This is a genomic window from Clostridium sp. AF27-2AA, assembly GCF_003478505.1.
Classification (GTDB): Bacteria; Bacillota; Clostridia; order Lachnospirales; family Lachnospiraceae; genus Brotaphodocola.
Map to the genome: position 1 here is coordinate 278,658 of NZ_QUFI01000001.1, position 23,489 is coordinate 302,146.

The following is a 23,489-nucleotide window of genomic DNA, read 5'->3' on the forward strand; positions in this document are numbered from 1 at the left end:
GCAGGAGGTATAAGGCATGGCTCTTATAACGTGTACGGAATGTGGAAAAGAATTTTCTGACAAGGCAGCGGCTTGTCCAAATTGCGGTTGCCCGACTGAATATGTAATACAGGAGACAAAAGAAAAGCAAAAATCGGAATCAGGAAAATGTCCATTTTGTGGTTCAGAATCTATTGACGAAGATGGGTATTGCAACGATTGCGGGCAGAAGATACCAGTGGCTGCAAAACCGAAAATACAGGAGAAAATAGAAACTGGTTGTCCGTATTGTCATAGCAGCAATTATGAATTAGTAAAACCGACTCAAGGAAAGGTTGCTAGAAAAGCTGTTGTGGGAAGTATTGTTGGTAGTATGCTGTTGGGGCCTGTAAACTCAATGGTTGTTCCATTTACGGAATCAATTGCAAAGCCCAAAAAATTAAAATATAAATGCTATAATTGTGGCAGGGTTTGGGAACGGAAAATATAAAATGGATATAAATGGCCGGCATTTACATGTGTCGGCTATTTTTTTGTTTCAAATAGTTTATAAAAATTTAATAATTAGTAGTTCACATGAATATACGGAATTGAGCAAACTATTTTGAATTTTATGAAAACGAGGTGTGAAATAGACGTGTGTAGATGGGGATTAATGAGTATTAGCAGTACACTTGTCGAATATTGGCAATAAAAATTCCATTTCCATGAATGACAATAGAAGCCAATAATTGCGTACACAATGCGGCGGTTTACATCTCTTAATGCTTATGCTATGGTTATGAAAAACAAAATTAACCGTGTTTTAATAAGTGTGTTTCTTATGGAACCCGTGGAAAGGAGAACAGAATGAAACGAGTATGTATTTGCATGGACGAAGAGCTTCATAAGCAGTTAAAGCTTCTTGCAATAAATGAAGATAAGACGATGACCGGCCTTATCATTGAGCTTGTGAAAACTGAAATTGAAGCAAAAAAAGAGCAGTCACGCTGAGTTTGGCGACCTACGTGATTGCTCAAAAAGCAAAATCCAGAAAAGGACCTTGTACACAAAGTATATCAGCCCTTTTCTGGAAAATCAAGAATTTTGGAAAAGGAGATAGTTTATTATGAACGAGATGCAGTTATTTAGTAATCCGGATTTTGGTGATGTCAGAGGTATGCTCATTGATGGCGAACCATGGTTTGTGGGGAAGGATGTGGCTGCCGCCCTGGGATATGGAGAAGGAAAATCTCTTGCAAATGCCGTAGCAAACCATGTTGATGAAACGGATAAGGGGGTCACTGATTTGATGACTCCTGGCGGAACACAGAAAATGGTAATTATTAATGAATCTGGATTGTATGCGCTGATTTTCGGTAGCAGACTTGAATCAGCGAAAAAGTTCAAACGCTGGGTAACCAGTGAGGTGCTTCCATCCATTCGCAAGACCGGCTCTTATGGAACTCCTAAGTCTCCCCTGGAATTACTGGAACTTCATTATGCTGCTATTAAGCAGGTGAACGACAAAGTGGACAAGGTCCAGAAAGACTTAGATGATTTCAAACTGGATATGCCTATTCTGGGAGTAGAAGAAAACCGGATTACAAAGGCAGTTAAGAAAAAGGGCCTGGAGATTCTGGGCGGTGAGCGCAGCAATGCTTACAAAGACAGCGTCCTCCGTAGCAAGACTTACCAGGACATCTACCGGGAATTAAAGCGTCAGTTTGGCGTGAATACATACAAAGCCATCAAACGGAATCAGTGCGATACCGCGGTGGAATTGATTTCAGGATATACGCCGCCGTATGTTCTGGCTGAACAGATCAGGGGATGTAATGCGCAGATGAACATGAGCGTGAATTAAAAAGATTTGTAATTATTCTAACAAAATCTATTGACTTTAAAATGACTTCAATGTATACTTCAAATATGAAAAGACTTCAAAATGACTTCAAAGAAAGGAGAAAAGGCATGAGCGTTAAAACATTTACATTGAGGTTAACCGAGGAACAATTAGAATTTATTGGAATGAAAGCAGCAGAATTAGGAATAAGCAAAAATGATTATATCCGGCGTTTGATTGATGGGGATATTCGTGCAGATAAACAGGATCAGATATTGCAAGGAATCCTTGAAATCAAAAGAATGATCGAGAAGGATGTGTGATAAATGCATAACTGGTTTATAACAGAGGATTTGTCGAAATTGCCAGTTGGCAACCGGGATTATGGATATTGTTACGCAGTAAAGATTCCAATTATTCAGGGAATATCATTGATAAAAACTGGAGCTACGACAATGCCAAGAACTCGGTTACGGAACATAGGAAAGAGAGAAACTATCTTTTGTGTCTCTCCACCTTGCTTGAATTATTGGGAGAATGAGGAATTGCTTCATAATTATTATAGTCAGTTCCGAATCCCCTCAAGGCCACATAAAGGCGTACAGGCAGAGTTATTTAACATTAGTCTCACGCATTTGTTTAAGACAATGCCAGTATTAAAATATGAAACAAAAAATAGGAACTGCGCCCCGACCAAAGATTGCAGTTCCTATAATCCAACAAGCACCGAAAGTCTTGTCGAATAGTATTATATCGACCCTAGGTGCTCTTGTCAAATTGAAAGGAGCATTATTTTGGAAAACTTAAAAGTTATTGAGAATGAACTGGTTCCAGTATATGTTACCAGCACAGGTGAAAAGGTTGTGTATGGTTCAGAACTTCATGAAGTTTTATCGGTAAAGAGTCCATATAGAGAGTGGTCGCAAAGAAGATTGAAAGATTGTGACGCTTTAGAAAAAGAGGATTTTCAAGCCGTAGAAATTTCTACACCTTCCGGTCAGACCAAGAAAGATCACATTATCAAGCTTGATACCGCAAAGGAAATGGCGATGCTTGAGCGCATAGAATTGGTGAAAGCCATGATAAAAAAATAAGAAGTTGCCCCGCTACCAACGATTGCAACTTCTAAATAGTAGAAAGAAGATTCTTAGAAAGAAGCTCCTTCTAGTGAATTATTGTATCACCAGAAAAGACTTCTTTCAAGGCAAAATTGAAAGGAGACAATTGAATATGAACGCTTTAATGAATAACTCCGTTACTGACCAGAATTATTTAACACCTATTGAAATGGCCCTTGGCGTTGATGAACAGGGCATGACGACCGCCAGAAAGCTGTATGAGTTTTTAGAACTGAGAAAAGCTGATTTCGCAAGATGGTGCAAGAAAAATATTATCGAGAATGAATTTGCAACAGAAAATGAGGATTTGGTGCGACTCATCATTGATGCGGAGACGCCCACTGGTGGAAAAATCACAAGAGAAGATTACCGCCTCACCGCCCATTTCGCAAAGAAACTGTCCGTCAAAGGAAATAGCGAGAAGGCAGAGCAGGCCAGAGAGTATTTCACGACAGTGGAAGAGCGGGTAAAGCAGAAAGCTATTGACTTGTCGCAGCTGTCTCCGGAACTCCAGATGTTCAATAAAATCTTTCAGTCGGTTGCGCAGCAGCAGATTGAACAGAAAAAGCAGGCCGAACATATTGTTTAATTAACGCTTGACTTTTGCTAGCAACTATTGTATTATGTTGCTAGCAACTTAAAGGAGGCGATGAAGTGGTTGCTAGAAAAGATAATTCCGAATACTTCAAAAAAAGACGGGAGACCATTGGACAATTTAGTGTATCTGTTTCAAGAGAAAAACTGGATGCATTGAATGCAAGATTGAAAGAGAAGAATCAAACTAAAACTGCATGGTTAAACGAGAAGATTGATGAAGAACTTGGAAAATAACTAAAAAGGGGGTATCCGCTAGCCCTAGGAAAGTTGACGGACACCCAACACCTACAAGAGGTATACGTAAATCTTACTACAAAATACCTTTGTTGGTCAACTACTATATGGAGGTGTTTTTATTGTACAACGAATTACAAAGAACAGAATTTAATGGAGTGCTGGTTCTTACAACACAGCAACTTGCAGAAGCATATGCTACTTCTACAGATACCATAACAAAAAACTTCAATCGAAACAAAGAAAGATATGAGCAAGGAAAACATTATATACCCCTTGAAGGTGATGAAAAAAATAGATTTTTGAACCAAGGACAAAATGTCCGAGGTTCAAAGAACGCAAAAGTACTTTATCTCTGGACAGAAAAAGGTGCGTTCCTTCATGCGAAATCTTTGAATACGGATAAAGCATGGGAAGTGTATGACAGGTTAGTGGATAACTATTTTCATCAGAAACAGAAAGCCATTGACTATTCCCAACTGTCACCGGAGCTTCAGATGTTTCAGCAGATTTTCAATTCTGTGGCAGAACAGCAGATTGAACAGAAGCGCCAGGCCGAACATCTCCGAAAGGTTGAGAACCGTGTTGAATCAATCCGAGAGGTTGTTGCGATCAATTCAACCTCATGGCGTACCGAAACAGCGAACATCCTTGGTAAGATCGGATCACAGCTTGGCGGCGGCAAGATGTATAGCAATGTTCGGAACGAATGCTATGAACTGCTGCAGAAGCGTGCTGGTGTCAACTTACATATGCGCTTGACCAATAAGCGCCGCCGGATGGCTGATGAGGGTGCGAGCAAGTCGGCCCGTGATAAACTGACCTATGTGGATGTTATCGCTGAGGACAAGAAGCTGATTGAGTGTTTTGTGGCAATCGTCAAGGAAATGGCCATTAAATACGGTATTGGAAGATAGGACGGAGGATATATTATGGAAGAATTTGCAAGAATGATTTATGAACAGTGGGCAAAGGCTCAGATGGATAGAGATTTATACTTCGATAAAGGTTCCGACCTTATGAACAGACTGGAAAAGATTTTATCCCGTGATTTATCAGATGAAATCTATGAGACATTTTGTGATAGCTGCCAGGAAGTAGAGCAGAACGCCTTTATTGATGGCTTCGCATATGCTTGCAAGTGCCTGTCGCATGGGAAGATTGAGTTTGGAAAAGATGTGGCTCCAAAAGCATCATAAAGAAAAATAGGATTGAATGAGCAGCTGGCATTTCAGTGTCAGCTGCTTTTGTGTTCGCATATTGCTTAGTGGGCGGCAGTGTGCTATATTTGAGGTATCAAAAGTACAGGGGGCAGCACATATGCAGGATTTATCGTTATTCACATACAAAGAAGCTATAAACATGATATTAGGATTCTACACATTTACTAAGGGATTCTGGGAGTCTGATTTAGATGATTATCCAGAAGTTAAGCGCTTTATAGAGTACGGTTATGCCCAAAAAGACGAGAAATACAACGAATTATTTGTAAAATCAGAAGCAGGTACGGACTTGCTTCATGAATATATAAAAAGCATTTCAGAGAGTTTTATCAAATACATGAAAGAAAAAGGATCAGAATCACCCTGTGATGATGTTAACAAGTGGTTTAAGGAGAAATTCAATATTGAAACAGATTTTGACAGCGAGGAAATTGCTTTGTACATTGCTGGAAATTTAAGACATTATGGATACAAAATTATCAGATGTTTTTCTACACGCAGAGGTCGTTATTATATAATGGAACCACTTACACAGCGAACCTAAACCCGTTCAAACCGTTCACATTTGCGAATAAAAAGGAAAAGGTTGTGAGGAAAGAAAGAACTATTTCAAGCAATGTATTTGTTTGCAATAAATGCGGAAAGACATTCTATTGAATACATAATTGCCGGCAGAAATGTCGGCTTTTTTAATTTATCTGATTATTGCAAATATTGACACATTTTATTTGCCATGGTATCATCATCTTACAATGAACATATATTCTATATAAATTAATGAAAGGGGGATCACTATGACCGATGTTCGTTACGTGGCAGATTATTTCCTTAGTAGAGCGTCTATGACTCATAAAAAATTGGAAAAACTGTGTTATTATGCGCAAGCATGGTACTGGGCGAATTATAATGCTCCGCTGTTTAATAATCGTTTTGAAGCATGGGTGCATGGTCCGGTATCTCCTGATCTTTATGCAAAATACAAGCAGTGGGGCTGGATGCCGATACCAATGGGAGGAGATAATAGCCCTATGTTTAATAACAAGGAACTGGATATTTTAAATAAGGTTTACGATACTTATGGTGTATATGACGGAGATGAGCTGGAAAATTTGACACATAAGGAAGAACCATGGATAAAGGCAAGGTCAGGATGCGGACCGTTGGATTATTCTAGAAACCCTATTTCTATGAAAGATATGAGGGATTATTACGGTGAGAGGATAGGCAGAAAGTATGAATAGTGATGTTGCCGTAAATAGTGTTCAAATTCCGTTGGGTGTATTGATTGTTTTAATGATCTGCGTAGCTATGATTAGCGGAATGATTTGGTACAATATCGGAAAGGCCCATAATTCTCCAAATAGGAATGAAGTATTGTATAAAGCTTTTATCAATATGGATAATTATGTGATCGTGGTAGCCTTATTGTTATTAATTTTTTCGATAGGCTTATCTATTACTGGAATTGAACAGAATCTTGCTATTGTGATTCTAAACGTATTTTCTTCGGTTGTTTTCTCCTGGCTTTTGACAAAGAAAACATCAATCAAGGACTTTAAAGAGAAAGAAGAGGAACTTGCATTACGTTCTTACCGGCACATTAATTATATAGAATCTGCGGCAAATACAGCTTCACAAGCTCTGGAGCAGTATGCCTATTCCAGTGACGATATAACTCCAGAGGTAAAATTGATTTTATCCAGCGCCAAGGAACAAATCAAATATATCCAAGGCGGTATCAATACTTGCAAAATGGACTGGTTTGATTTGCTATCGGAAGAGGAGCAGGACAATCAGAAACGGTCAGAACATAATCCGAATGATTATGGCACTGTTGATACGGTGATACGCAACGAAGAAATAAATCAAGAGGACGCATGAAAGAACAAGGGATCGGCATTTTGCCGGTCCCATTTTGCGCTAATATTCATCTGCCTGTTGCTGTGCAAACAAAAACCTTGACAATGTTGTATGATCTCTTCGGAAAGGAGGGTACCATACAATGATGAGAAGAAAACTGGTACTACTTACAGAAAAAGCAGAGAGATTAATTCCAAGAATAAAGGAGGTGTTGACCACATCAGGAACTAGCATGAATCAAACGGAAATGTCCTGTGCGTTGGGCTGCGCTAATGATCTTGATTTGCTTAAGGCATTAGAGTGGCTTCGTTCTGAGCATATTCTTGAATATGACATTCGCCCGTTGCCATGCGAGGATGATCTGAGTGTGAGGTATAAATTTCGCAAATAAGGTAAGTTGATGAAAAATGCCGGGGATTATTTCCCCGGCTGTGATTCTACCATCGTTTTTAAAGACATTCTTTAACAAGTTTTCCATATTCATTGATGAAATATCCAGCATGTTCGTAATCTTCTGGTTGGGTAGCACCGCCACCACCATTAACATCATTAGATTCTCTAAGAAGGCCGAGATGATATAAATTATCTACGGCTAACTTGCTAAAACCATTTCCGTCGTTTGTAAATTCCACGTCATCTTCAAACTTAAAAAGCATGAGCAGATCTTCGTAATAGCAGTTTTGGATTATTTGTGCTAACCGGAAATAATCATCATAGCTAGTTCCTCTGGAAACAACCTTTTTGTATAATTTACCTGCCAAGATTGCTTTCTCTGGTTGATTCATTGCCAAAACCGAATCCAAAATTCGTTCTCCGGTTTTTTCTTTGTTTTCTGCATGTTTTTCCAAAAAACTTGAAATTTGATCAGCGGACAGACTGTTGCAGTTCATTAAAAATTCAACTAGCTTTTTTTGCTCACGTTTATCAATGTAAGAACGAGCATCTTGCCCGAGGGCAATTAACCCTTTAATACAAGGAATTTGTTTAACGAGTTCGTTGTTAGAAAATGCGTCTAATAAAGATTCACCACCGTCAATAAGTAAATCTGCAATGTACTCTTTCGTATATTCCATTTAGAATCCCCTCCCTTGCTTTAGATTATACCGCCGATTGAGACAGAAAGTAAGCTTCTGGTTCCAGAAAATCTGACAATTTTTGCGGTTATGATGGCATATAGTAATATTGAAAATGGTCTTATAGCAACAAATTTTTCCCCATATCGTGGCAATGAGATGGATTTTTGCAAGAATTATTCAGATAATAATGGAGCAATTGCGTTTAATTATAGAGGTGCTAAGACGAAAATTTCCAGATATGAATTTTACGATGGAAATATGGGTTTGCTCTTTCGTATTGATGCAAATGGTTTCCATTCTGCAAAATGATCATTTTACTTATGCGTCAACGTAAAATTACTATTTCCATTGCCATGCCAGTAGAAGAAGAGTAAAATACCTATTGGAATTTATCAGATCTGCCAGCAGGTGTTTGATAAGTGCTGAATAGTAGCCCCTTATCTTTGCACCAGGCCACCACATCAGCGCAAGTATATCCATTCTGTTTTATAATGGATTCTAGGCCAGCCACCAGTTCTTCATCTTCCTGGCTGTAACAGGCTATGGCAATGGGATGCGAGAGAGTAGCTGAGATGATACGGATTGATTTTAAATTTTTCGTTGGGAAATTGTTCATGGGCTTGCGCTCCTTTTTCTTCTATTATATAATAAGGAAGAAATATATTACATACAACATCTCGACAAGAATTGGACTGATTGTGAAAACATTTGTTAATCCCGAAAATGAATGTATCTTAACCAGAAAGTATGAGTATAAATCGTACACTTGTCGATAGATAGGGGAATTGAACATGAAAAGTCTTGATTTTAAGCCATTTCCTGTTTCTGTTGAGGAAGCAGCAACCGCTGGCAAATTCTAATAGAAAACCGCGTAAATGATAGTTTTTCGGGACTTTCGGGGCTTCCCCTGAAAGTCCCATTTTTTATTTGAAGTGCGGAATGTTTTTGGAAAAGTTGAAAATCACATGAAAAAAATAAGTAGACGGATAAATAGCGGTATGCTATAATGCCATGGCTACCACCCCTAGACAGGTACAGAAAGGGGGTGTATACTTTGTGAGAGAGATACTGTCATTCGTATGCTTCGTTGTGGCTAGTGTAGTTGCCTATTACATTTGCAAATGGTTGGACGGAGATGAATAGGTAGTCAGCCTAAGGGATTAAGCCACCTTGCCAAAACGGAATAAAAACCCCCGGTGATGGGAACACCGGGGGTTTTGCGTACTTCGTGAGTACTGTCATTCATTTGCCTATTGGCATTATAGCATATGGAAAAAGACTTTGCAAGATACATAAATGTTTAATAAATAAGAAAAGAGATAAAAGTATGCTTGGAAAAACACATATGGCGGTTGGCGTAGCAGCTTCTTTGCTGCTGCTTCAGCCCCGAACATTACCGGAGCTGATCCTTGGTGCCGGGGCGGCAGCCGTTGGTTCCGTGATCAGCGATATTGACTGCGGCACCTCGGAGAGCAGCCGGAGGGCAGACCAGATTATATTTGTATCAGAAACCATTGTCATCGGAATTGCGGCAGTAGAAGCACACTGGCATCTTGGCTTATACCAGAGGCTGATGAGCAACAGCTCTGTCAGCCACATTGTACTGGCCTGCGCCGCCTTTCTGGCCGTCTGCGCTTATGGAAAGAAAACACCACACCGCTCGTTTCTGCATTCCTTTCTTGCAGGCGGTCTGCTGATGAGTTGTGTTGGCGTATTCCTTCCGATGCTGGTGTCGTATTTTGGGATTGCTTTTGCATCTCATCTGGCGCTTGATTTTCTGAACCACAAAGGAGAACAGCTTCTGTATCCGTACCGGAAGCGGTTCAGCCTGGGAATCTGTTCTGCGTCAGGGCTGATGAACCGGTTATTTCTGTTTTGCGGTTCTGTTTTGTCCGTGGGGGTGACGCTGAAACTTTTGACAGACATGATTTTTCATCGATAAGAAAGAAACAGGTAACAAGCAGATCAAAAAAAGGGGTTATTGTGTCTCCTGTCCGTGAAATCTCTTGAAATTCCGAAAATCTGAGAGTATAATTATCATGATTGACAGAAAATTATCGGCTTAAAAATCAATATAATGTATTGAAGGAGGAATCAAAATATGATTACCTGGAATAACCTGGATACTCTTACTTCCTATCAGGAGCTGGAAAAGACAGCCCGTGTAAATCTTGCGGAGGTAATGACCGGAGAAAAAGGCGCAGAGCGCGTGAAAAAATACAGTGTGCCGATGGCAGAGGGACTTGTTTACCACTATGCAGCAAAGCAGGTAGATGACACCGTGCTGGACGCATTGAAGAAACTGGCTGACGAAGCGCAGCTGGCAGAGAAGTTTAAAGCCCTTTACAACGGTGAAGTCATCAATACTGGAGAAAAACGTCTGGTTCTGCACCACATGACCCGCGGCCAGCTGGGCGATGCAGTCACCGCGGATGGCGTGGACAAGCGTGCTTTCTACAAGCAGCAGCAGGAGCGCATTGCAGAATTTGCAAACAAGGTTCACAATGGGGAAATCACGAATGCTGCGGGAGAAAAGTTTACCACGGTTGTTCAGATCGGTATCGGCGGCAGTGACCTTGGTCCGAGAGCCATGTATCTGGCTCTGGAAAACTGGGCAAAGAAGAACGGCACCTTCAAGATGGAGGCAAAGTTCATCAGCAACGTAGACCCGGATGACGCCGCAGCTGTATTATATGGCATCGATGTGGCACATTCCATCTTCGTACTGGTTTCCAAATCCGGAACCACCCTGGAGACTCTGACCAATGAATCCTTTGTAAAAGACGCGTTAAAGAACGCAGGCCTTGACGCTTCCAGGCACATGATCGCCGTAACCAGTGAGACTTCTCCGTTAGCTAAGAGCAGCGACTACCTGACAGCATTCTTCATGGATGATTATATCGGCGGACGTTATTCCTCTACATCCGCAGTTGGCGGCGCAGTACTTTCCCTGGCATTTGGCCCGGAGGTGTTCGCCCAGTTCTTAGAGGGCGCGGCAGAGGCAGACAAGCTGGCAGCAGAGACAGATGTAACGAAGAATGCTGCTATGTTAGATGCCCTGATCGGTGTTTACGAGCGTAACGTGCTGGGGTATCCGTGCACCGCAGTACTTCCGTACTCCCAGGCATTAAGCCGTTTCCCGGCACATCTGCAGCAGCTTGACATGGAGTCCAACGGCAAGTCCGTGAACCGCTTTGGTGAGCCGGTAAACTATGTAACCGGACCGGTGATCTTCGGTGAGCCTGGTACCAACGGCCAGCACTCCTTCTACCAGCTGTTACATCAGGGAACGGACATTGTTCCGCTGCAGTTCGTAGGCTTTAAGAAAAACCAGATGGATACCGATGTGGTAATCCAGGGAAGCACCAGCCAGCAGAAGCTCTGCGCAAACGTAGCTGCCCAGATCATGGCATTTGCCTGCGGCAAGGCAGATGAGAACCGCAACAAGAACTTCGAGGGCGGACGTCCATCCAGCATCATCATCGGTGAGCAGGTAAATCCGGGTGCTCTGGGTGCTCTGCTTGCGCACTTTGAGAATAAAGTGATGTTCCAGGGCTTCTTATGGAATGTGAACAGCTTTGACCAGGAAGGCGTACAGCTTGGTAAAGTCCTTGCGAAACGCGTTCTGGCCCATGAGACCGACGGTGCGCTGAAAGCTTTCAGTAATCTGCTGGAAATCTAGGATTAACATTTATGGATGTGCCAGTGACGCATCCGCAATATACAAAGCAACAGAAATGCTGCTGCAGCAGGCACAGCCTGGGCAGCAGCATTTTTCGGGTATCACAGGAACCTGCGTTCTGTGATACAGAAAATAAAGGAAACTTACTATGGCAAATCTGTTTTTGGAAATACCGGACTCTTTCTGGGGACTGTTCCGCTCCAGAAACCGGCAGGTCTACATTGACGCGCTTCTGCAGATCAATGAGGAGTATCAGTACAGCAACTATTATTTAAGCCGGGAAATCTGTATTCAGACATTAAGTGATTACTTCGCGAAGACCCGCGTGGTGATGGTACAGGATGAACTGGAAGATGAACTGGATATGCTGGAACCGCTTTCCACCCGGATCTTAAACTGGCTGTTAAAGGCAGGGTGGCTTCGAAAGGTGGATGACTATCACAACATGACAGTGAATATCGTCATCCCGGATTATGCTGCAGCGTTTGTAGATGCTTTCACGCATCTGGCCGGAGAGGATGAGGATGCTACCCAGGTCTACATCCAGAATGTTTACGCGATTCTGTTCGCATTTAAGAATGATCCGCGCTGCAACATTTCTCTGTTAAAGACTGCGCTCATCAATACCCGTAAGCTGAATAAGACCCTGCAGGACATGCTCCACAACATGGACCGCTTTTTCGCCAGTCTTCTGGAACAGAAAAACTACGGAGATCTGCTGCGGGAGCATTTGGACGGTTATGTGGAAGAAATCGTGCGGAAAAAATATCATATTTTGAAGACCTCCGACAACTTTTATCTGTATAAGACGGACATCAAGCAATGGCTGACCCAGATGCGTCAGGACACCGTCTGGCTGGAGCGGGTCTGCGTTCGCAACAAGCAGCTCCGCGGTCTGGATATCACGCCGGAGGAAATTATCAGTCAGCTGGACCTGATCGACCGGGGATTTGATGATATTGAGCACCGCATTATGAATATGGATACGGAGCACACGAAATACATCCGCGCCACGGTAACAAGGCTTAACTATTTGCTGAATCAGGATGACAACATGAAGGGCCTGGTGATTCAGGTGCTGAATGAGCTTTCTGGTTCTTCCGATGAGGAATTGGAGCAAAAACTGACACTTACCGCGTCAAAAATGAACTTTTCCCAGTTTACCGTCATTTCTGACCGGTCGCTGTACAAGCGGCGCAAATCCCGTCAGGACTTCGCGGCTGAACTGGAGCCGGAAGAAGAGATGGAAGAACTTACCAGGGACGAGATCCTGCAGCTTAACCGCATGAAGAACCGCTACAGCCGCAGACAGATCCGCTCCTTTGTGCTGGACCGGATGGAGGATGGACGGTATACGGTGACCAGCGATACCGTGTCTTCCCTGGAAGACTTTGAAAAGCTGGTTCTGGCATACGATGATTCCGTACGCAAGGACAGTCCCTACCGGGTGCTGGATCAGGAGGCACCGATGGTGGAGCATGCCGGCTACCGCTATCCGGGCCTGGTGTTTGTAAGAAAGGAGTAACCGATGATCGATTATTACGAAGCGCTTTCCGGGGCGGAACAGGCGCAGGTATCGGAGAGCATCCGCCTGTTGTACCGGCAGACATTTCTTCTGGAACGCACTTACGACCGGAAATCAAAGCGCTACCAGACCAGCCCGGAATTTTACCAGTGCAGCCAGCATCTGGAATTTATCCGGAGTTATTTTGCCATTATGGGAATTGAGGTCGTGGAGAACAGCCAGCTGGGACTTATCTATATCCGCGGGGAGCAGATAGTGGGAGAAAAGCTCTCAAAGCTTGCAACCCTCTATGTGCTGATCTTAAAGCTGATCTACGATGAGCAGATGTCTTCGGTATCCACTTCCGTAAATGTGGTGACGACCTTAAGCGAGATCAATGAGAAAATCGGCAGTTACCGTCTGTTAAAAAAACAGCCCTCCGTATCGGAAATCCGCCGGAGCCTGGCATTCCTGAAAAAATACCAGGTGATCGAACCGCTGGATGTATTGGAGGACCTGGATGGTTTCAGCCGCCTGGTCATCTATCCAACGGTCAATGTAATTCTGATGGGAGACGATGTGCGCGCGCTGCTTGAGACATTCCGCGAAGGAGAAGAGGAAGATGGAGAATCAGAGATTTGAAGCCCTGTCCAGGATCTGCCTGAACAACTGGCATTACATAAAACATAGAACCCTGTCCTTTGACGACGGGATCAACTTTTTTACGGGGCATTCCGGAAGCGGAAAGTCTACGGTCATTGATGCCATGCAGATTGTGCTGTATGCCAATACCGATGGCCGCGGCTTTTTTAACAAGGCGGCTGCCGATGATTCCGACCGAAGCCTGATTGAGTATCTGCGCGGCATGATCAATATCGGAGAGGACAACAGCTTTTCCTATCTGCGCAACCAGAATTTCTCCAGTACCATCGTGCTGGAGCTGCGCCAGACGGATACCGGCGTCTGCCAGTGCGTGGGCGTGGTGTTTGATGTGGAGACGGCCACCAATGAGATCGGCCGTATGTTCTTCTGGCATAAGGGTCCGATTCCGGATCATCAGTACCGCAAGGCAGACCGCACCATGTCCATCGACGAGGTGAAAAACTGGCTGTTAGCGAACTATTCCAAAGAAGAATGCTATTTCGGTTCCCACAACGAGCGTTTCCGCAAACAGCTCTATGATATTTATCTGGGCGGCCTGGACGCGGAAAAGTTCCCGCTGCTGTTTAAACGTGCGATTCCGTTCCGCATGAACATCAAGCTGGAGGAATTTGTAAAAGAATATATCTGCATGGAGCAGAATATCCACATTGATGACATGCGGCAGAGCGTGACGGAATATGGCCGTCTGCGCCACCGGATTGAGGATACCTGTAAGGAAATTGAAAAACTGAAAGAGATCTGTGGGCAGCATGAAGCTATGATGGCAGTCCGCAAAGAAAAGGAACAGTGCGGGTATTTTGCCCGGAAGCTCGATATGCTGCAGGACCGCCGGAAAATCCAGGAAAGCCAGGATAAAATTCAGGCACTGGCAGCGGAACAGGAGAAAGCGGCCCGGGATGCGGCTGCCGTGGAAACCGAAATTCAGGATCTGACGGCGAAAAGCGAGGAGCTTCTGCGTAAGATTTCCAGCAGTGGATACGAGGAGCTGAAAAGTCAGTTAAAGACAGTCAATGAGCTGGTGGAGCATCTGGGCAGCAGCAAGGCCCGCTGGAAACAGACTGCGGACAAGCTTACGGCATGGAACGAGGAAGAGATTACATCCAACCGCACTCTCTGGGATATCGAGGCCTTTGAAACAGGAGAAATCAGCGGGGAAGCTTTAAAACGCCTGCAGGAAGACCTGAGCCAGATGCGAAAAGAAGTGGAGCGCCAGATCCAGGATGCCCGCAGTCAGATCCGGGAAAAGACCAAAGAACTGACTAAGGCACAGGAGGAAATTGCCCAGTTAAAAGCCGGAAACAAAGCGTATCCGAAAGAACTGGAAGCGGTGCGTGAGATCCTTCAGACTCAGCTGTTTTTAAAAACCGGAAAGAGTGTGGTGGTGGAAGTACTTGCAGATCTTCTGGAAGTGCGGGATGATGCATGGCGCAATGCCATTGAGGGTTATCTCGGCAACAACAAGCTGCTTCTGACGGTGGAGCCAAAGTACGCGAAAGCCGCTATGGAGATTTACAAAGAGCTGGATCCGAAAAAATATTACCGGGTGGCCGTGTTGGATACCGAAAAGGTTCTGGCGGACGAACAGCCGGTTCAGAAGGGCGCGCTGGCAGAAGAGGTGGAGGCCGGACGTGATTATGCCCAGGCTTACATGAATTTCCAGCTTGGCAAGGTGATCAAGTGCGACAGCGTGGATGAGCTGCGCAGCCACCGCATCGGCATCACGAAGGATTGCGTGTTGTATCACAGTTACCGAATCCAGCATATTAACCCGGATCTGTATACCCGGTCTGCTTATATCGGAAAGAAGAGCGTGCGTCAGAGAGTAAAGCTTCTAGAGGAATCCATCAAAACGCTGCAGGAGGAGCTGGAGCCGCTGCAGGCGATGGTAAGCGATGGGGAACGCGTACTTGGTCTGGAATTCTTAAGCCAGGATCTGGATGTGTACCTTGGCTGGAAAAAGGACAAGGCAGATTATGTGGAAAAACAGCAGGAACAAAAAGATCTGCGGGAACGTCTGGAACAGTTAAAGAGCCAGAACGTGACTGCCTGGGAAGAAGAACGGGCCTCCCTTGTGGAACTGTGCAAGCGCAGGGAAAAAGTTCTGGATCAGCTGAAGCTGAATGAGGACCGTGCAAAGCAGGCTGGCGAGAATGAAAGACAGGCATTGACCCAGCTCAATGGGATGTTGTCAGACAAGGAACGAAACCATCAGGCTCAGCCAGAGTTTGACGCAAAACTTCAGAAGCTGCTGGAGCAGAAGCAGGAGAGCGGTGCGGCCATCCGCTATGATCTTCTGCGTGGGGAATACCTGAGAAATCAGGAAAAAGCCCAGGAAGAGCAGGACACAGAAATGCAGAAGCTGCGGGAAATCCGCACCGGCTATCTGCGGATCTATCCGCACCGCAATTTTTCTGTCGAATCCGAGAGCAACGAGGAATACCAGAAGCTGTTTAATGACCTTGGCTGTGACCGCCTGGAGGAATACCGGAAGCGTGCCGGAGAGCAGGCAAAGGCGGCAGTGGAACATTTCAAGGATGATTTCATGTACAAGATCCGCAGTGCCATCAAGGAAGCATTGCAGCGCAAGGATGAGTTAAACCGCATCATCAGTCATCTGGATTTTGGCAAGGACCGCTACCAGTTCTATATCGGAAAAAACAAGGGCAGCGATGGCAGATTTTACGATATGTTCATGGATGACGCACTGCAGATTAAACCCTCTGATCTGGATATGGGGCTGGACAACCAGCTGAATCTTTTCACCATGGAGCATGAAAGTCAGTATGGTCCGCTGATCAACGAGCTGATTGAGATTTTCATTCCGCCGGAGCATGCAACTCCGGAAGAAATGGAGACAGCCAAACGGAACATGGAAAAATATGCCGACTACCGGACGTATCTTTCCTTCGATATGCAGCAGCTCATCCAGAACGAGGACGAAGTGCTGAAAATCCGCCTGAGCAAGATGATCCGCAAAAATTCCGGCGGTGAAGGCCAGAACCCGCTTTATGTGGCGCTTCTTGCAAGCTTCGCCCAGGCATACAGGATTGACTTAAAGCCGGGACTCAGGCGCAATCCGACCATCCGCCTGGTCGTGCTGGATGAGGCATTTTCCAAGATGGATGCGGAGAAGGTGGCAAGCTGTATCAAGCTGATCCGCGGGCTTGGATTCCAGGCCCTCATCAGCGCCACCAACGACAAGATCCAGAACTATCTGGAGACCGTAGACAAGATTTTTGTGTTCGCGAACCCGAATAAGAAGAACATCTCTATTCAGGAGTTTGAGAAACCAGAGTTTGAGCAGTTAAAAGAAGATCTTGCAGAGGAAGAGGATGAAGAATAAAGGAAAGAACGATTATCTGATCCATCGGATTCTGGATAAGATTGAAGGCAGCAGCGTGGACTGGCGAAAGGAAACTTCAGGGAACCGGAGCCTGAAAATACAGCAGGAGGATTTTAACCGGGCGGGAAAGTCAGAGCTTTTGGAAGAGGCCCGGATGCTGGAACAGCGCGGGCTGATTCAGATCAAATGGCTCGAATACGGAAATGATATCGAAAAAATCACGTATCGTCTGGAGCAGGCCGGGCAGTTCTATGAACTGCTTGGCCTGATTTCGAAATGGGAGCGGCTTGAGACAGAGAGACAGATACTCTGCAAGTGGAGCGAACAGGCGCAGACCGGGTGGCTGAGGGCGTACTACGAGGATCAGGTGGCATCTCTGGAAAAGGGAAAGCCGTCTCTGGATCTGTCGAAGTACGGAGATCAGCTTTTCATCTGCCTGAATGCCCTGGAAAAGCTGGAAGAGCCGGTTTACCAGCGTGTATTCAGTGTTTCGGTACTGGGGAACACCAAAGTATTTGAAAACGTGCTGAGAACAAGAACTGTCTCGATTCTGTCTGCATATCATCCAGATGTCGATGAAGCCATGAACGATAAAGAGATTCTATCTCAGGTTTATCTGGAGGAATACGCCCAGGAGCTTGCCATAAAGGGAAATTTAACGATTATACTGAATGGAAAGGAAATCTCTCTGTCCGATTTTGTTTATGGAACGGTGCTCAACACGGAGACACTCCGGCATGCGGTGATTCCGGAACATCAGGAAATCCAGAAGATTATAACGGTGGAGAACAAGGCGAACTACGTTTCCATGCCTTATGAGGAAGGAACTTTGATCGTATTTTCCCACGGATTTTTTTCTCCGCTGGAGTGCAAGTTCTTAAGGCTGATTCTGTCAGTCATTCCGAATGCAGAATTTTACCACACCGGAGATCTGGATTACGGCGGAATCCGCATTTTCCGGCACATTCGCGAACATATCTGCCCGGCAGTCCGTCCTTTGCAGATGGATGCGGACTGGTATGACCGTTATATCCAATACGGTTATGAGATAAAACCAGAGACCCTGAACAAACTGAAAGCCATGCAGGGAACAGAACCACTCATGGAGAAACTGATTGAACACATACTCAAAGGGAAAATGGGAATTGAACAGGAATGTTTTCTGATATGATATTTTTCTTATATCAGATGGAGAAAAAGCCCCATAAAAAGGGAGGAGCCGGTGAGCGTTTGGCCCACCGGCGATTATGAAAAAATTTTATCAAATTGTACTTGGCAGCTTCATTTGATGATGTAAGTATATCGAGAAATTGTGAAAGAAGTTTTTCCTGGATATGGAATGTTTGTAACTAATTTATGAACAGTTCATGAACAGGAAAAACTTCTTTTTTTGTGAAAAAATTATTCTGAAAATTGTGATCTATCACAATGATGAAAACAAGGAAGCGTGCTATAATGATCTATACAATGAATCGAAAAAACGAGGGGGTGATTTAGTGAAAATAACAACAGTTATGGATAATAAAGCGGGAGAGCAGAAATCTCTGACAGCGGAACATGGCCTGTCATTTTTTGTTGAAACCGGAAAATCACAGATTTTGTTTGATTTCGGAGCCGGAAAAGCAGCATATGATAATGCCCGCAAACTGAATATTGGGATGGAGAACATAAACTATGCCATAGGTAGTCATGGACATTACGATCATGCCGGCGGCTATCCGGAATTTGTGAAAGAAGGTCTTCGCTGTCCGCTGTATACCGGGGCAGGATATTTTGAAGAAAAATATGCCCGGGACGGTGTGAAAGCAACGTACCTGGGCTGCGGTTTTGATGAAACCTGGATGAAGAAACAGGGACTGGAACACCGGATTTGTGATGGTTTTCTGGAACTGGAACCAGGGTGCTATCTGGTTGGAAGCTTTGAGCGCACGCACGATTTTGAACAGATTCCGGATCGCTTTGTACGACGTCTTGATGATCAGTGGATAAAAGATGATTTTTCTGATGAAATCTGCATGGTGTTAGACGGAGAGGAAGGTCAGACAGTCATTGTTGGCTGCAGCCATCCGGGAATCCTGAACATTCTGGCTACGGTGCAAAAACACTTTGGCAGGCCAATCCGTGCGGTATTTGGCGGTACGCATCTGGTGGAAGCGGATGCAGACCGGATTCGTGTTACGCTGGACCAGATGAAACAGATGGGGGTCGGTCTCATTGGATTTAACCACTGTTCTGGGGAACAGCTTCAGCAGATCATGGATCAGGAAACACAGTTAAAACACTGTTATCTGGGTGCGGGAGACTGCATTTATCTGTAAAAGGAGAGGAAGCAATGAGTGAATTTGCAAAGCTGGCACAGGACTTTGTGGAGGCAACTTCTCTGCTGGTTGGCCAGCGTACCATCAATATCATGGATCAGAAGGGCATTATCATTGCTTCTACCGAAAAACACCGGATTGGTGATTTCCATCAGGGAGCTGCGGAGGTTCTGGAAACCGGAAAGCCGGTGCTGATCAAAATAGAGGATCTGCCCCGTTATCCGGGAACCAAGGAAGGCTATAATATGCCGATCTTCCTGAATGATGAGATCATTGGCGTGGTTGGAATCTTCGGATGCGAGGAAGAAGTGCAGAGCATTGCCAATCTGCTTCGTGTCTATGTAACCCAGAGTTTTTCCCAGTTTCAGATGACGCAGAAACAGAATCTGGAGGCAGAGCTTCGAAACCAGCTTTTAAGGTTGCTTCTTTTTGGCGGGGAAAGCCAGAAAGAGATGATCGCAAAGCTGTGCGGTATGCTGAATCTGCAGCTGGAATATCCAATCCGTATCGTTCTGCTGTATGAACGCGCCAGAGAACGCAATATGAAGCATCTGCTGGATTATTCCCAGCTCATCCAGAATCTGATCTGGAAGAATGTGCTGGACCGCAGGCGGGATGTATTTGGAATCCAGAATGCGGATTATGTGATTCTGCTTGGCGGCGGGGAATCACCGGAAATGCAGAAGCGCCTGGATAAACTGCTGCATGAGATAGAAGCAGAAGATGTCTGGAATGCAGCAGTCAGCAGTCCATGCAGAAACTTAGAAGAGATTTCAGCCGGTATGAGGGAAGTGTCCGTACTGAGAAACAGGAAAGGAGGAACGATTCAGAATCTGGAAGAGCATTCGTGCAGAATGCAGTATCTGCTGGGCAGTATGACGGTACAGGAAGGCGCACGAACTGCGGCAAGGATGCTTCGCAGGCTGAAAGAACAGCATGGGGAGAATCAGGCGGAGCAGCTTTTGCGCACAGCCCGGGTGTATTACGAATGCGGGGGAAGCGTCGCGAGAGCGGCGGAGCAGTTGAATCTGCATAAGAATACACTACTGTACCGCATGAAACAGCTGTACCAGACGTTTGAGATGGAACAGGATAGTGCATTTGTGCGGGAATTCTTTATCCGAATGCTTCTGGAATACCGGAATATGCCGGAGAGCGGTAAAAGCCCGGACGGCATAGAATAAGAAAATGCAGTTCGTGCAGCGCATGAACTGTGACGAATTTGGAGAATGGATCGCGTTTAGCGAAAAGGAGGTATTTGTATGTCAGGTTTATTTATTTTTGGCGTGATATTTTTAGCAGTTGTATGTATGGTCATAGCCATATCGAAGTTTAATATGCATCCGTTTCTGGTGCTGACCGTCATTGCAGTATTGGTAGGTCTTGTGTGTGGAATCCCGACGGAAGAGGTCATCAGTACTGTCAAGAGTGGTTTTGGTAATATCCTGGCCAGCATCGGTATTGTAATCCTGGCCGGAACCATCATTGGAACGATCCTGGAAAAAACGGGTGCAGCCCTTACCATGGCGAACACCATTTTAAAGATCGTCGGCAAAGAGAAGAGCGTTCTGACCATGGGCATCACCGGTTACATTACCGGTATCCCGGTATTCTGTGATTCCGGTTTCGTTATCTTAAGCCCGATTTCCAGAGCCCTGGCAAGCCAGAGTAATGTTTCCCTGGCAGTTATGGCTACCGCACTTTCCGGCGGCCTGTATGCGACTCATTGTCTGGTACCGCCGACTCCTGGCCCGATCGCCATGGCAGGTACCCTGGAAGCAGACCTGGGCCTGACTATCCTGGTTGGCCTGATCATTTCCATCCCGGCTGTTGCATCAGCCCTGATTTATGCAAATAAGGTATCCAGCAAGATTGATATTCCGGCAAACCCGGAGTACACCGTAGAAGAACTGGTAGAGAAATACGGCAAGCTTCCTGGTGCATTACATAGTTTCTCCCCGATCCTGCTCCCAATCATCCTGATCGCATTAAAATCCGTCAGTGATTTCCCGAGCGCACCCTTTGGTGACGGCGCCGTGAAGATGTTCTTCTCCTTCATCGGTAACCCGGTTATCGCCCTGATCCTTGGTGTATTCCTTGCCATGACCCTGATCCCGCAAGAAGAGAAGCAGAACTCCCTGAAATGGATTACCGAGGGTGTTACCAACTCTGCAGGTATCCTGGCAATTACCGGCGCAGGCGGTTCCTTTGGCGCCATCCTTCAGAAACTCCCGATCGCGGACGCTCTGAGCGCATCCTTACTGGGACTTGGCGTAGGCGTGTTCCTGCCGTTCATCATTGCAGCACTGTTAAAGACCGCGATGGGTGCTTCTACCGTAGCCATGATCACTACATCCGCCATGATTGCTCCGATGATGCCGGCCCTGGGATTCACTTCCCCGTTAGCAAAGGTTCTGGTTATCATGGCCATCGGTGCAGGCTCCATGACCGTATCTCATGCAAATGATTCTTACTTTTGGGTTGTGTCCCAGTTCTCAGATATGGATACGCAGGATGCGTATAAATGTCAGACCGGTATGACGGCAGTTATGGGTGTTACCACTATTATAGTCGTATTTATTCTGTCTCTGATTTTTGTACATTAAAGTGTCGGTACATGAATGAAATGATTTTTGAATGACAAAACGCCTCGCAGAAATTCGACTCTGCGGGGCGTTTTTGCGGAAAGAAAGATACCTGCTGAATGATATTTGGGTCATGGCTGGTATTGGAATCATGTTTGATCTGCGGTTTCCCATTGATACAAGCCCTGCACCACAGATCCGTTTTTGTCATATGCTATACTGTAACCATTTAAAAAAGGGGACAACAGTATATGGCATTTTTCACAAATCAGGCGCAGCTGCGCTATGGCAATGAAGTGGCCAATTCCAATATTACCGTTGGAGAAATTCAGGAAGTATTGTCTGTTACCAAGAGTGCGGTAAAACAGACGTACCGTCAGCATGATACCGTGACCTATATCATCAACATCGTTAATGCAGGCACGGCTGAGTATACCGGACTGACCATGACCGATGATCTGGGACAATATGCCTTTGGAGAAGGAACGCGTACGCCGCAGGATTATGTTGCGGGAACCATTCACTATTACCGGAATGGTGTGCTCCAGACAGCTCCGACTGTGGAAGCAGGACCACCGCTTGTGATTACCGGGATCAGTGTGCCGGCAGGCGGAAATGCGACGATCATATATGAGACCAGGCTGAATGCCTACGCACCGCTGCAGCCGGAGACAGAAGTTACCAATACCGTGACCGTATCAGGAACCTGCATTACCGGAATCACCGCGACAGAAACGATTTCTGCAGTGGCAGAACCGGTTCTGTCCATTACCAAATCGGTCAGCCCGGTCCCGGTGACGGAGTGCGGCAGACTGACCTATACCTTTGTGATCCAGAATACCGGTAACACTCCGGCTGTTCCGGCCACGGAAGCACTCGTGACGGACACCTTTGACCCGATTTTAAGAGATCTGACCGTCACCTTCAATGGGACTTCCTGGAGTGCTCCTGCAAACTATACCTACAATGAAACAACCGGTGTATTTACCACCATATTAGGAGAAGTGACGGTTCCGGCAGCCACTTATACCCAGGATCCGGTGACTGGATCCTGGATTACCAGCCCGGGTGTCAGCACGTTGATCGTAACCGGAACAATTTAACAGTAATGATGGATTTTTGGCGAGGTTGAAGCTGGCTGAGCCAGGTCTCATTGCAATTCTAGCACAGCCTTGCTATAATTGTCAGAAGAAAGCTGCCGGTTTATAAGTGATGTTTTTAAATCGGGAAAAGACAAAAGAAATGAAGCAGGAGGAATTGAGGTATGGGAAAATCAGGAAAAGAACGGCGCGCCATTATGCGCGATTATCTTGAAACACATGATCTGGATTCAGCACAGTCACCACTAAAATACGACCTTCATAAATATGCGTCTTATATGGAGAAACATCATCTGGACGCAAAAAATGTGAAGCCGGAGATACTGGAACAGTTTCGCATAAAATAAAAATTTAAGAGCAATACCAATATAGGTCCGAAGCC

Annotated in this window: 26 protein-coding genes; 24 read left to right on the top strand and 2 right to left on the bottom strand. The window is 45.1% G+C overall.

All coding sequences use genetic code 11. The features are described 5' to 3' along the window. Positions 1-16 precede the first annotated feature (16 nt). The 13 genes from DWY84_RS17640 to DWY84_RS01595 all read left to right on the top strand — a co-directional run bounded on the left by DWY84_RS17640 (position 17) and on the right by DWY84_RS01595 (position 7,227). Positions 17-469: a Zn-ribbon domain-containing protein gene (locus DWY84_RS17640; protein ID WP_243024705.1), complete on the top strand. Its 453-nt coding sequence runs from the start codon at positions 17-19 to the stop codon at positions 467-469. A gap of 359 nt (positions 470-828) precedes the next feature. Next, positions 829-972 carry a hypothetical protein gene (locus DWY84_RS17315; RefSeq protein ID WP_182434897.1) on the top strand — a complete coding sequence of 48 codons (144 nt, stop codon included), beginning with the start codon at positions 829-831 and terminating at the stop codon, positions 970-972. Positions 973-1,087: 115 nt separating this feature from the next. Next, positions 1,088-1,825, top strand: a complete 738-nt coding sequence (locus DWY84_RS01550) for an ORF6C domain-containing protein (protein ID WP_118530205.1) — start codon at positions 1,088-1,090, stop codon at positions 1,823-1,825. Between the two features lie 65 nt (positions 1,826-1,890). Further along, a complete protein-coding gene (locus DWY84_RS01555; RefSeq protein ID WP_279220293.1) occupies positions 1,891-2,127 on the top strand; it encodes a toxin-antitoxin system HicB family antitoxin in 237 nt (78 codons plus the stop codon). Positions 2,128-2,598: 471 nt separating this feature from the next. After that, a complete protein-coding gene (locus DWY84_RS01560) occupies positions 2,599-2,898 on the top strand; it encodes an antA/AntB antirepressor family protein (RefSeq protein WP_118530209.1) in 300 nt (99 codons plus the stop codon). A gap of 136 nt (positions 2,899-3,034) precedes the next feature. After that, positions 3,035-3,511 carry an antA/AntB antirepressor family protein gene (locus DWY84_RS01565; RefSeq protein WP_118530211.1) on the top strand — a complete coding sequence of 159 codons (477 nt, stop codon included), beginning with the start codon at positions 3,035-3,037 and terminating at the stop codon, positions 3,509-3,511. A gap of 65 nt (positions 3,512-3,576) precedes the next feature. After that, complete coding sequence (locus DWY84_RS17320) at positions 3,577-3,753, top strand: hypothetical protein (protein WP_182434899.1); 177 nt, start codon at positions 3,577-3,579, stop codon at positions 3,751-3,753. A gap of 122 nt (positions 3,754-3,875) precedes the next feature. Further along, a complete protein-coding gene (locus DWY84_RS01570; RefSeq protein ID WP_243024706.1) occupies positions 3,876-4,670 on the top strand; it encodes an ORF6N domain-containing protein in 795 nt (264 codons plus the stop codon). Between the two features lie 15 nt (positions 4,671-4,685). Further along, on the top strand, positions 4,686-4,952 hold the full coding sequence (locus DWY84_RS01575) for a hypothetical protein (protein ID WP_118530213.1): 267 nt from the start codon (positions 4,686-4,688) through the stop codon (positions 4,950-4,952). 121 nt (positions 4,953-5,073) lie between these two features. Then, complete coding sequence (locus tag DWY84_RS01580; RefSeq protein WP_118530215.1) at positions 5,074-5,520, top strand: hypothetical protein; 447 nt, start codon at positions 5,074-5,076, stop codon at positions 5,518-5,520. 250 nt (positions 5,521-5,770) lie between these two features. Continuing rightward, the gene (locus DWY84_RS01585) at positions 5,771-6,217 is read left to right on the top strand and encodes a type II toxin-antitoxin system antitoxin SocA domain-containing protein (RefSeq protein ID WP_118530217.1); all 447 of its coding nucleotides are present in this window, start codon (positions 5,771-5,773) and stop codon (positions 6,215-6,217) included. Further along, on the top strand, positions 6,210-6,857 hold the full coding sequence (locus DWY84_RS01590; RefSeq protein ID WP_118530219.1) for a hypothetical protein: 648 nt from the start codon (positions 6,210-6,212) through the stop codon (positions 6,855-6,857). The genes DWY84_RS01585 and DWY84_RS01590 overlap by 8 nt, the downstream gene beginning before the upstream one ends. A 121-nt stretch (positions 6,858-6,978) precedes the next feature. Continuing rightward, positions 6,979-7,227 carry a hypothetical protein gene (locus DWY84_RS01595; protein WP_118530221.1) on the top strand — a complete coding sequence of 83 codons (249 nt, stop codon included), beginning with the start codon at positions 6,979-6,981 and terminating at the stop codon, positions 7,225-7,227. Positions 7,228-7,285: 58 nt separating this feature from the next. On the opposite strand, the gene DWY84_RS01600 is transcribed toward DWY84_RS01595, so the two are convergent. Together DWY84_RS01600 and DWY84_RS01605 are read right to left on the bottom strand one after the other, a co-directional pair. Then, positions 7,286-7,909: a hypothetical protein gene (locus DWY84_RS01600; RefSeq protein WP_118530223.1), complete on the bottom strand. Its 624-nt coding sequence runs from the start codon at positions 7,907-7,909 to the stop codon at positions 7,286-7,288. Positions 7,910-8,291: 382 nt separating this feature from the next. Further along, positions 8,292-8,528, bottom strand: a complete 237-nt coding sequence (locus tag DWY84_RS01605; protein WP_118530225.1) for a hypothetical protein — start codon at positions 8,526-8,528, stop codon at positions 8,292-8,294. Positions 8,529-9,239: 711 nt separating this feature from the next. Here DWY84_RS01605 and DWY84_RS01610 point away from each other — a divergent pair. From DWY84_RS01610 to DWY84_RS01660, 11 genes are all read left to right on the top strand, one after another. Further along, the gene (locus DWY84_RS01610; protein WP_118530227.1) at positions 9,240-9,854 is read left to right on the top strand and encodes a metal-dependent hydrolase; all 615 of its coding nucleotides are present in this window, start codon (positions 9,240-9,242) and stop codon (positions 9,852-9,854) included. 159 nt (positions 9,855-10,013) lie between these two features. Next, positions 10,014-11,594 (top strand): glucose-6-phosphate isomerase, encoded by a 1,581-nt coding sequence (locus tag DWY84_RS01615; RefSeq protein WP_118530229.1) that lies wholly within the window; start codon positions 10,014-10,016, stop codon positions 11,592-11,594. A 148-nt stretch (positions 11,595-11,742) separates the two neighbouring features. After that, the gene (locus DWY84_RS01620) at positions 11,743-13,119 is read left to right on the top strand and encodes a Wadjet anti-phage system protein JetA family protein (RefSeq protein WP_118530231.1); all 1,377 of its coding nucleotides are present in this window, start codon (positions 11,743-11,745) and stop codon (positions 13,117-13,119) included. Positions 13,120-13,122: 3 nt separating this feature from the next. Continuing rightward, the gene (locus tag DWY84_RS01625) at positions 13,123-13,740 is read left to right on the top strand and encodes a DUF4194 domain-containing protein (RefSeq protein WP_118530233.1); all 618 of its coding nucleotides are present in this window, start codon (positions 13,123-13,125) and stop codon (positions 13,738-13,740) included. After that, on the top strand, positions 13,721-17,104 hold the full coding sequence (locus DWY84_RS01630; RefSeq protein ID WP_118530235.1) for an SbcC/MukB-like Walker B domain-containing protein: 3,384 nt from the start codon (positions 13,721-13,723) through the stop codon (positions 17,102-17,104). The genes DWY84_RS01625 and DWY84_RS01630 overlap by 20 nt, the downstream gene beginning before the upstream one ends. After that, a complete protein-coding gene (locus DWY84_RS01635) occupies positions 17,094-18,275 on the top strand; it encodes a Wadjet anti-phage system protein JetD domain-containing protein (RefSeq protein ID WP_118530237.1) in 1,182 nt (393 codons plus the stop codon). Before DWY84_RS01630 ends, DWY84_RS01635 begins: the two co-directional genes overlap by 11 nt. A 325-nt stretch (positions 18,276-18,600) precedes the next feature. Continuing rightward, a complete protein-coding gene (locus DWY84_RS01640; protein ID WP_347560738.1) occupies positions 18,601-19,422 on the top strand; it encodes an MBL fold metallo-hydrolase in 822 nt (273 codons plus the stop codon). Positions 19,423-19,436: 14 nt separating this feature from the next. After that, a complete protein-coding gene (locus DWY84_RS01645) occupies positions 19,437-20,606 on the top strand; it encodes a sugar diacid recognition domain-containing protein (protein WP_118530241.1) in 1,170 nt (389 codons plus the stop codon). A 78-nt stretch (positions 20,607-20,684) separates the two neighbouring features. Continuing rightward, positions 20,685-22,028, top strand: a complete 1,344-nt coding sequence (locus DWY84_RS01650; RefSeq protein ID WP_118530243.1) for a GntP family permease — start codon at positions 20,685-20,687, stop codon at positions 22,026-22,028. A gap of 230 nt (positions 22,029-22,258) precedes the next feature. Further along, on the top strand, positions 22,259-23,110 hold the full coding sequence (locus DWY84_RS01655) for a DUF11 domain-containing protein (protein WP_118530245.1): 852 nt from the start codon (positions 22,259-22,261) through the stop codon (positions 23,108-23,110). Positions 23,111-23,271: 161 nt separating this feature from the next. Further along, entirely contained in the window at positions 23,272-23,454 is a 183-nt protein-coding gene (locus DWY84_RS01660; RefSeq protein ID WP_118530247.1) for a hypothetical protein, read from the top strand. The last annotated feature ends 35 nt before the right edge of the window (positions 23,455-23,489 follow it).

What these genes read in the sequence shown, in the direction of transcription:
- DWY84_RS17640 (WP_243024705.1), top strand. Translation starts at nt 17, where the DNA reads ATGGCTCTTATAACGTGTACGGAATGTGGAAAAGAATTTTCTGACAAG.
- DWY84_RS17315 (WP_182434897.1), top strand. Translation starts at nt 829, where the DNA reads ATGAAACGAGTATGTATTTGCATGGACGAAGAGCTTCATAAGCAGTTA.
- DWY84_RS01550 (WP_118530205.1), top strand. Translation starts at nt 1,088, where the DNA reads ATGAACGAGATGCAGTTATTTAGTAATCCGGATTTTGGTGATGTCAGA.
- DWY84_RS01555 (WP_279220293.1), top strand. Translation starts at nt 1,891, where the DNA reads ATGAAAAGACTTCAAAATGACTTCAAAGAAAGGAGAAAAGGCATGAGC.
- DWY84_RS01565 (WP_118530211.1), top strand. Translation starts at nt 3,035, where the DNA reads ATGAACGCTTTAATGAATAACTCCGTTACTGACCAGAATTATTTAACA.
- DWY84_RS01575 (WP_118530213.1), top strand. Translation starts at nt 4,686, where the DNA reads ATGGAAGAATTTGCAAGAATGATTTATGAACAGTGGGCAAAGGCTCAG.
- DWY84_RS01580 (WP_118530215.1), top strand. Translation starts at nt 5,074, where the DNA reads ATGCAGGATTTATCGTTATTCACATACAAAGAAGCTATAAACATGATA.
- DWY84_RS01585 (WP_118530217.1), top strand. Translation starts at nt 5,771, where the DNA reads ATGACCGATGTTCGTTACGTGGCAGATTATTTCCTTAGTAGAGCGTCT.
- DWY84_RS01590 (WP_118530219.1), top strand. Translation starts at nt 6,210, where the DNA reads ATGAATAGTGATGTTGCCGTAAATAGTGTTCAAATTCCGTTGGGTGTA.
- DWY84_RS01595 (WP_118530221.1), top strand. Translation starts at nt 6,979, where the DNA reads ATGATGAGAAGAAAACTGGTACTACTTACAGAAAAAGCAGAGAGATTA.
- DWY84_RS01600 (WP_118530223.1), bottom strand. Translation starts at nt 7,909, where the DNA reads ATGGAATATACGAAAGAGTACATTGCAGATTTACTTATTGACGGTGGT.
- DWY84_RS01605 (WP_118530225.1), bottom strand. Translation starts at nt 8,528, where the DNA reads ATGAACAATTTCCCAACGAAAAATTTAAAATCAATCCGTATCATCTCA.
- DWY84_RS01610 (WP_118530227.1), top strand. Translation starts at nt 9,240, where the DNA reads ATGCTTGGAAAAACACATATGGCGGTTGGCGTAGCAGCTTCTTTGCTG.
- DWY84_RS01615 (WP_118530229.1), top strand. Translation starts at nt 10,014, where the DNA reads ATGATTACCTGGAATAACCTGGATACTCTTACTTCCTATCAGGAGCTG.
- DWY84_RS01620 (WP_118530231.1), top strand. Translation starts at nt 11,743, where the DNA reads ATGGCAAATCTGTTTTTGGAAATACCGGACTCTTTCTGGGGACTGTTC.
- DWY84_RS01625 (WP_118530233.1), top strand. Translation starts at nt 13,123, where the DNA reads ATGATCGATTATTACGAAGCGCTTTCCGGGGCGGAACAGGCGCAGGTA.
- DWY84_RS01630 (WP_118530235.1), top strand. Translation starts at nt 13,721, where the DNA reads ATGGAGAATCAGAGATTTGAAGCCCTGTCCAGGATCTGCCTGAACAAC.
- DWY84_RS01635 (WP_118530237.1), top strand. Translation starts at nt 17,094, where the DNA reads ATGAAGAATAAAGGAAAGAACGATTATCTGATCCATCGGATTCTGGAT.
- DWY84_RS01645 (WP_118530241.1), top strand. Translation starts at nt 19,437, where the DNA reads ATGAGTGAATTTGCAAAGCTGGCACAGGACTTTGTGGAGGCAACTTCT.
- DWY84_RS01650 (WP_118530243.1), top strand. Translation starts at nt 20,685, where the DNA reads ATGTCAGGTTTATTTATTTTTGGCGTGATATTTTTAGCAGTTGTATGT.
- DWY84_RS01655 (WP_118530245.1), top strand. Translation starts at nt 22,259, where the DNA reads ATGGCATTTTTCACAAATCAGGCGCAGCTGCGCTATGGCAATGAAGTG.
- DWY84_RS01660 (WP_118530247.1), top strand. Translation starts at nt 23,272, where the DNA reads ATGGGAAAATCAGGAAAAGAACGGCGCGCCATTATGCGCGATTATCTT.